Source organism: Escherichia sp. Lx600-2 (assembly GCF_036662595.1).
Lineage (GTDB): Bacteria > Pseudomonadota > Gammaproteobacteria > Enterobacterales > Enterobacteriaceae > Escherichia > Escherichia coli.
On record NZ_JAYQWM010000125.1, the window covers coordinates 1 to 7,747 of the forward strand.

Annotated in this window: 6 protein-coding genes; 1 reads left to right on the forward strand and 5 read right to left on the reverse strand. The window is 48.0% G+C overall.

Annotated features, from left to right (window positions below; all coding sequences use genetic code 11):
- The first annotated feature begins 892 nt into the window (after positions 1 to 892).
- A complete protein-coding gene (uspC, locus tag OQV04_RS22475; RefSeq protein ID WP_000122432.1) occupies positions 893 to 1,321 on the forward strand; it encodes a universal stress protein UspC in 429 nt (142 codons plus the stop codon).
- A gap of 6 nt (positions 1,322 to 1,327) precedes the next feature.
- Here uspC and otsA read toward each other — a convergent pair whose 3' ends face one another.
- The 5 genes from otsA to araF form a co-directional block, all read right to left on the reverse strand.
- On the reverse strand, positions 1,328 to 2,752 hold the full coding sequence (otsA, locus tag OQV04_RS22480) for an alpha,alpha-trehalose-phosphate synthase (protein WP_001295646.1): 1,425 nt from the start codon (positions 2,750 to 2,752) through the stop codon (positions 1,328 to 1,330).
- The gene (otsB, locus tag OQV04_RS22485) at positions 2,727 to 3,527 is read right to left on the reverse strand and encodes a trehalose-phosphatase (protein ID WP_032281055.1); all 801 of its coding nucleotides are present in this window, start codon (positions 3,525 to 3,527) and stop codon (positions 2,727 to 2,729) included. The genes otsA and otsB overlap by 26 nt, the downstream gene beginning before the upstream one ends.
- A gap of 166 nt (positions 3,528 to 3,693) precedes the next feature.
- Complete coding sequence (gene araH / locus OQV04_RS22490; protein ID WP_000100205.1) at positions 3,694 to 4,680, reverse strand: arabinose ABC transporter permease AraH; 987 nt, start codon at positions 4,678 to 4,680, stop codon at positions 3,694 to 3,696.
- Positions 4,681 to 4,694: 14 nt separating this feature from the next.
- Positions 4,695 to 6,209, reverse strand: coding sequence for an arabinose ABC transporter ATP-binding protein AraG (gene araG, locus OQV04_RS22495; protein ID WP_001187819.1), 1,515 nt, complete (start codon positions 6,207 to 6,209; stop codon positions 4,695 to 4,697).
- A gap of 69 nt (positions 6,210 to 6,278) precedes the next feature.
- Positions 6,279 to 7,268 carry an arabinose ABC transporter substrate-binding protein AraF gene (gene araF, locus OQV04_RS22500; RefSeq protein ID WP_000548675.1) on the reverse strand — a complete coding sequence of 330 codons (990 nt, stop codon included), beginning with the start codon at positions 7,266 to 7,268 and terminating at the stop codon, positions 6,279 to 6,281.
- Between the last annotated feature and the right edge of the window lie 479 nt (positions 7,269 to 7,747).

The following is a 7,747-nucleotide window of genomic DNA, read 5'->3' on the forward strand; positions in this document are numbered from 1 at the left end:
TGATAGAAACAGAAGCCACTGGAGCACCTCAAAAACACCATCATACACTAAATCAGTAAGTTGGCAGCATCACCGATGTCATAAATGTGTTTCAGCAACTCGGAGGTATGCATTATTCCCACCCAGAATAACCAACTTTATTTTTATGCGGTTTCACCGCACCCCGTGATGTCGCCGGGAAGCCCCGGTAAAAAATAATTAGCATTAGAATAGTTGCGATAAGCTGCAATAAGCAGAGCCACCTTTTTGGTTTAATAAGTCCTTACAAATAGAAGGGGGTCTTTACACTTATCTAAGATTTTTCCTAAATCGACGCAACTGTACTCGTCACTACACGCACATACAACGGAGGGGGGCTGCGATTTTCAATAATGTGTGATGCAGATCACACAAAACACTCAATTACTTAACATAAATGTATAAGTCATACTTTTGTTTTGGGTGTATTTCAATCTGTTAAAAAGTTTTTCGCTACGCTAGCAAGCAAAAATGAAACAGGAATAATCGAAATGGGATGTTGCGCACAGTTAAAATAACTCACCGTAAATAATCATCTGCTATAAATAATCACTTTCATGCAATACCAGATAAGCTATTTTTAAACAGACACTTACCGCACAACAAACTAATTAAATACAAAAAAAGGCAGCAATCAACTCAATGTTAATAAAATGTTTTGTATATATTAACCGCTTGTTTAATGCGGGGAATCAGTACATTATTTTCTTATAATTACAGTTGAAATCATATAATCACCGAGAGTGATTGATTAATTGTCTTTACTAATAATCAGACTAATATTTACCTGTTTGACTGAGTTGGGATTGCGTCGTTTCTCCATTAGGAGTAAAGCTTTAATGTCACCTGAAGTTCACAGAATAAGGAACAGGTTATGAGCTATAGCAATATTCTTGTCGCTGTTGCGGTTACACCGGAAAGTCAGCAACTGCTGGCAAAAGCGGTATCTATCGCCAGGCCAGTAAAGGGACACATCAGTTTAATTACTCTCGCTTCCGACCCGGAAATGTACAATCAATTAGCTGCGCCGATGCTTGAAGATTTACGCAGCGTGATGCAGGAAGAAACGCAAAGCTTTCTTGATAAGTTAATTCAGGATGCGGGGTATCCCGTTGACAAGACGTTTATTGCCTACGGTGAGTTAAGCGAACATATTCTGGAAGTTTGTCGCAAATATCATTTCGATTTGGTGATTTGCGGTAATCACAATCACAGTTTCTTTTCGCGAGCATCCTGCTCGGCGAAAAGAGTGATTGCCTCAAGTGAGGTCGATGTGCTGTTAGTTCCACTTACGGGAGATTAACCGCTCCTACGCAAGCTTAGGAAAGGTAGCAACTTTATCGCGCTGCTGGCTTTCCGCGCTTCGCGGAACTATCTGCTTTAGGTCGCTAATGAAGCACTCCTGCCAGTGGTTAATATCGTTTTTCACGATAACGTCCAGCATTTCTGCATGACGGGAAATACGTTCCGCCAGCGACATAGTCAATGCACGATCCAGCGCAGCTGCAACTTCGTCACGATCGTAGGGATTAACAATTAACGCCGACGTTAACTCGTTTGCCGCTCCCGCAAATTGCGAAAGAACAAGAACGCCCGGATTGGCTGGGTCCTGAGCGGCAACATACTCTTTTGCCACCAGGTTCATCCCGTCACGCAGTGGCGTCACTAAGCCCACGTCAGAGTAGCGGAATATTTTCATCAGTAATTTACGGTCAAAATGCTGATTCAAATAATAAAGCGGCGTCCAGCCTAATTGCCCGTATTTACCATTAATTCGTCCAGCTTCATTTTCGAGCTGATGACGAATATCCTGATAGGCTTGCACATCACCACGCGACGTTGGTGCAATCTGGGTATAACGAATTTTACCATGATGCTGCGGATATTTTTCCAGCAACGCTTCATAGGCGAGAAAACGCTCTGGCAAACCTTTGGAATAATCCAGCCGTTCGACAGAAAAGATATTTTGTACGTTTTTCAGTTCCGCTTTAAGTTGCGCCAGTTTTGGCGGCAGTGGCCCGGCAGCCTGTTTGGCTATTTCTTTTGGCTCAATGCCAATCGGGTAAACTTCTGTTCGAAACGCTTTGCCCCAGGCTGTATGGCTTTTTGCGCTACGTGTCGTGACGCGGGTCAGGTTAGAAAGGCAATCCAGGAACGCCAGACGATCGTTTTCTGTCTGGAAACCCAGCAAATCATAATCACAAAGCTGTTCAAGCAAGGTGTCATATGTCGGCAGCGCGTTGAAGATTTCCGGTGTCGGGAAAGGAATATGCAGAAAGAAACCAATGCGATTATTCACTCCCCGTTTGCGTAATTCATGCGCAAATGGCAACAGGTGATAATCGTGGATCCAGATAATGTCATCGTCTTGCAACAGCGGCAGTAATTTATCTGCCAGCAACGCATTTACGCGTAAATAGCCGTCCCAGGCAGGACGCTGAAATTGCACCAGATCGAGCCGATAATGAAAAGCGGGCCAGAGAACGGCATTGGAGAATTGGTTGTAGTATTCGTCAAGGTCCTGTTCGCTGAGGTTAAAAGAGGCCCACGTAATGTTACCTTTTTTCACCTTTTTTAGCGGCTGATCCTCATTCCCTGTTTCACCACTCCAGCCAAACCACAGTCCGCCTGCGGCTTTCAGTGCCCCCAGTATGCCAACGGCAAGGCCACCGGCACTGGCGGCGTGCTCATCTGGTGGTGCAATCCGGTTAGATACTACGACTAAACGACTCATAGTCATCACTCCTGTTATTTTCTCTTTTTTGTTGTAATGCGGTGGTTATCATTTCAAGCCAGCTCCAGACATCCGGTACGCCCGCCAGTCGCCATGATGCCTGAGTTGCGCCTGTGCCAATTTTTACTGACATTCCGCCCAGTCGGTTAACGACTGCGAAGCCAGATTCATCGGTTAAATCATCGCCCAGAAATACGGGCGTTCGCCCGATAAAGGGAGCTTCCTGCATAAAGGCAGCAATCGCCTCACCTTTACTGGTACCTCTCGGTTTGATCTCGACAACACACTTTCCCTGCTGTAACGCCATTTGTGGCCAGATCTGAGTAATACGTTGCGCTAATGTCATTAATGCGTCTTCATGCTGCGGAGCCTGACGATAATGCAGCGCAAAAGCCATCCCTTTCGTCTCCAGCTCCGCGCCGGGATACTGGGCGATGACCGTATGCAGTTGCACGCTAATATCACGCGCAATCGCATCCGGCAGATGAACGATATGCGTTTTACCATTGATGTCACGGCGCTCCGCCCCATGCACGCCCGCTAACGGGAAGCGATAAGGTTTTGCCAGTGCGTCCAGCTCCACCATTGAGCGCCCTGATATCAATGCCAATGCACCATCACTTGCGGTTGCCAGTAGCTGAAGTTCTTGCAGAATATTGTCAGGTACGACGACCTGATCGGGATGCGGTTTGATTTCCGCCAGCGTTCCATCAAGATCAAAAAACCAGGCATATTTCGCGGATAGTTCAGGGGTTTCGGTTAACGGTTCTGTCACCCGGTTCTCCTCCTTCTCTTTTCTTATTGTGTTGCGCATAACGCGCTTTACAGACATGTAAGTATAGACAGTGTGACGGGGGTCGCCATTTGCAACGAAGAACAGCCAACCGTTGTGGCGGCTGGCTGTGGTGGGAAAAAACGTTAAATTGTTGTGGAAAAAAGCATCAAACAGTGCGTTTCGCTTTTTGCTTGTAACGGTCGAAGATCACCGCTGCCAGCAGGATTAAGCCGCGAACCACGTACTGGGCGAAAGGAGAAATATTAAGCAGGTTCATGGCGTTTTCCACGGTGCCTAAAATTAAGATACCCGCCACCACATATGAGATTTTTCCGATGCCACCTTTCAGAGAAACGCCACCTAAAACGCAGGCGGAGATAACAATCAGCTCATAACCAATCGACGTCATTGGCTGCCCACTGGTCATACGTGAAGCCAGAATAATTCCGGCTATCGCTGATACCAGACCAGAGAGAACAAAGATAATAATTTTAGTGCGAACAACCGGTACACCCGCCAGACGCGCAGCCTCTTCGTTCCCGCCAATCGCCAGGGTATTACGACCAAAGGTGGTTTTATTCAGCAGCAAACCAAAGATAATCAGACACGCGACGGTGAGCCAGATTGGCGCAGGCAGACCGAACCAGTTGGCGTAACCAAGGGCAAAGAAGCTTTCATCTTCGATACCGACCGCTTTACCGTCTGAAATGATGTACGCCAGACCTCGAACAATCTGCATCGTTGCCAGTGTCGTGATCAGAGCATTTATTTTCAGTTTGGCGATAACAAAGCCATTGACCAGGCCACAGAGAACGCCCAGCAACAAGCCCGCTGCCACGCCAATCCACAGGCTTTCAGTCAGGTTAATAACCACCGCCGTGGTGACACCCGCACAGGCAATTACGGAGGCGACAGAAAGGTCAAAGTCACCGGAAGCAAGGCAGAACAACATGCCACAAGCCACCATCCCCGACATGGAAATTGCCAGGCCCAAACCTTTCATATTAATGAAGGTGGCAAAGTTCGGGACAAAAATGGCACAGGCGATAAAAAGCACCGCAAACACAACCAGCATGCCGTACTGATCCCAGATACGCCCGAAGCTGAATGACGACTTAGGTGCGCCAGACCCCGATGTAGAAACAGAAGACATCATACTCTCCTTACTCAGGCAACTGCCTGGCTGACTTTAGGCATCGCAAGGCTCAGTGCCTGACGCTCATCTGCCTGCTCGTGTAACAATTCACCGGCGATTTCACCTTCCCGCATCACCACAATCCGGTCGGCAACGCCGAGGACTTCAGGTAAGTCGCTGGAGGCAAACAGCACCGCCACGCCCTGCGCCGCCAGCGCATAAATTACGTTATATATTTCGTGCTTAGCGCCAACATCAATGCCGCGCGTAGGTTCATCCAGCAAAATGACCTTCATCTCTTCCGATAACCAGCGGCCCAGAATGGCTTTTTGCTGATTTCCGCCTGAGAGATTCATGATCAGTTGCTCCGCGCCCGGCGTTTTGATGTTGAGCGAACGAATGTGGTGATCGGCATTGTTTTCTTCCCAACCGTTGTTGATTACACAACCGCCGAGCACATGTTTACGTCTGGCACTGATGTTGATATTGTCGCGAACGGAGTGCACGGGAATAATGCCTTCCGCTTTGCGATCTTCCGGGCAGAGCATCATGCCTGCGGCAATGGCGTGGCTCGGTTTACGAATATCGATCGGCTGTTGGTCGATATAAACCTGACCGGCGGTGATTTGCGTCCCGCCAAACATGCCTTTCATTAATTCGCTACGCCCCGCCCCTACCAGACCAAACAGCCCAACAATTTCACCACTGCGAACCGCCAGACTTATTGGCGTACGCACGCCTGGTGCTTTCACAGCATCAAGACGCAGGCGCTCCTCGCCATAACTACGCGGTTGCCAGCCGTAGATATCGCCAATGTCGCGCCCGACCATCGCCTGCACCAGCGCGTCGTGGTCAACCTGCTGCATATCGGTAAAGGTTTTGACATAACGTCCATCTTTAAAGACAGTGATGGCATCGCTGAGGGCAAATATTTCTTCCATACGGTGAGAAACGTATAAGATCACCCGCCCCTCTTTTCGCAGTTCACGAATAACGCGGAAAAGATTGTCGATTTCGCGGGCAGAAAGGGAGCTGGTTGGCTCATCAAAGGCGATAATTTTAGCGTTACGCGCCAGCGCCTTGGCGATTTCAACCATCTGCCACTGACCAATGGAGAGATATTTCAGCGGCGTGTCCGGGTCAATATCCATACCAAGATGTTTAAGTTGTAAACCCGCCTCATAATTCAGCAATGAGCGATTCACAATGCCGCCTTTATGCGGCAGCTGGCCGAGATAGATGTTTTCCGCGACGGTCATTTCCGGCACGAGATGCAGTTCCTGGTAAATAATCGCCACACCCGCGTTAAGTGCTGCGGTCGTGTCGGAAAAGGACATTTCCTGCCCATTAATCACTACAGAACCCGTGGTTGGCGCATAGTTGCCGCTGAGGATTTTTAAGAGAGTTGATTTTCCTGCGCCATTTTCACCCATCAATGCATGAACCTGACCGGCATAGCAGTCAAAACTAATATCCGTCAGCGCCTTAACGCCGGGAAACGTTTTACCGATGCCGCGAAATGAGAGATACGGGGTAGACTGTTGCATAACGTCTCCGTGAATCACTGGTCGTTCACACCCCCTCTGCATCATGCAGAGGGGAATTTTTCCGGCAAATTACTTACCGCCTAAACCTTTTTTCTCCAGTTCTTCTTTAAAGTTGTCACGCGTGATCAGTACCACGTCGGTAACTTCGGTAAATTTTGGCGGTTCAACGTCTTTTGCTACCCAGTTGTAAAGCATTTCGCTGGATTTATAGCCATGAACATCCGGGCTTGGCAGCAGGGAACCGTAGAAGCCGGTTGCCTGTGCTTTAGACAGTTCGCTTACGGCATCCACACCGTTAATACCAATACCGATGATATCGGCTGCTTTAAAGCCCTGACCTTCGGTTGCACGTACGCCGCCAAGTACGGTGCTGTCGTTCATACCGACGATCAGCCAATGTTTAACTTCCGGATGTTGAACCAGCATTGAGTTGGCAGCGTCAAATGCCCCCGGGATGTCGTTAGATTTGGTAGGTACCTGATAAATTTGTTTTTCCGGGAATCCGGCCGCTTTCAGTGCGTCCATAGAACCCGTTGTACGGCGGCGGGCGGTATCCAGTTCGTTGGCGGTAATCGCCATCACCGCGCTTTCTTTGACATCCCAACCCCGTTTCTGCATCTCTTTATACAGTTCCTGGCCCTGACGTTCGCCAATTTTAGTCGCCGCCATCATCACCAGCGGAACGGTATCCATTGGCTTACCTTTGGCATTAACAAACTGGTCATCCACGGCAATGACTTTCATATCGTAGCCACGCGCTTTCGCGACGATGGCAGAGCCGAGTTTGGGGTCCGGAGTACAAATAACGAAACCTTTTGCGCCACTGGCAGCCAGGCTGTCGATCGCGTTCAATGTTTTTTCGCCATCCGGCACGGCAATCTTAATAACCTCAAACCCTAAATCCTTCCCGGCTTTATCGGCAAACTTCCATTCGGTCTGGAACCACGGCTCTTCCGGTTGCTTCACCAGGAAACCGAGCTTCAGGTTCTCCGCCATAGCGGATTGTGACATAACGGCTGCCAGACCAATGGCTGCCAGGGCTTTAGTAAATTTGTGCATGGTTCTCTCCAGCTTTAGTGTCGTTTTGTGTAGGGCAAAAACGAATGACATTCGTTAAATTAATCGGAAAACAAAGCATTACCTTTTATCTAAAAGATAAGTGACCGTGTTGACATAGTTTTAGCGAGAAATTAATTCTCCATAGGAGAGCAATATCACATCGCAGAATTACAGTGAGAACGTGCATAAATTTAGCGGGAAAAGACATAAGGAAAAGCCAATTTGTCAGACAAATTGTTGAATGCACAGCAGATTAATCCATAAGATTAGCCTGGAAATCCTTGTTGTCTTTGGTACCCATGCGGGATGTCTTCTTTTTAACCAGTCAATAGGCCGCATTACCTGGCGTTGAGTTTTTGAAATGGTGTAATAACCACAACTCAAATATGTGGAAAATGCGCGTCATTCATTTCGCCATTAATTATCACTGTGCTCATTAATTAACAGAACACGTATAATGAGAGCCATCTCGCAAAAAT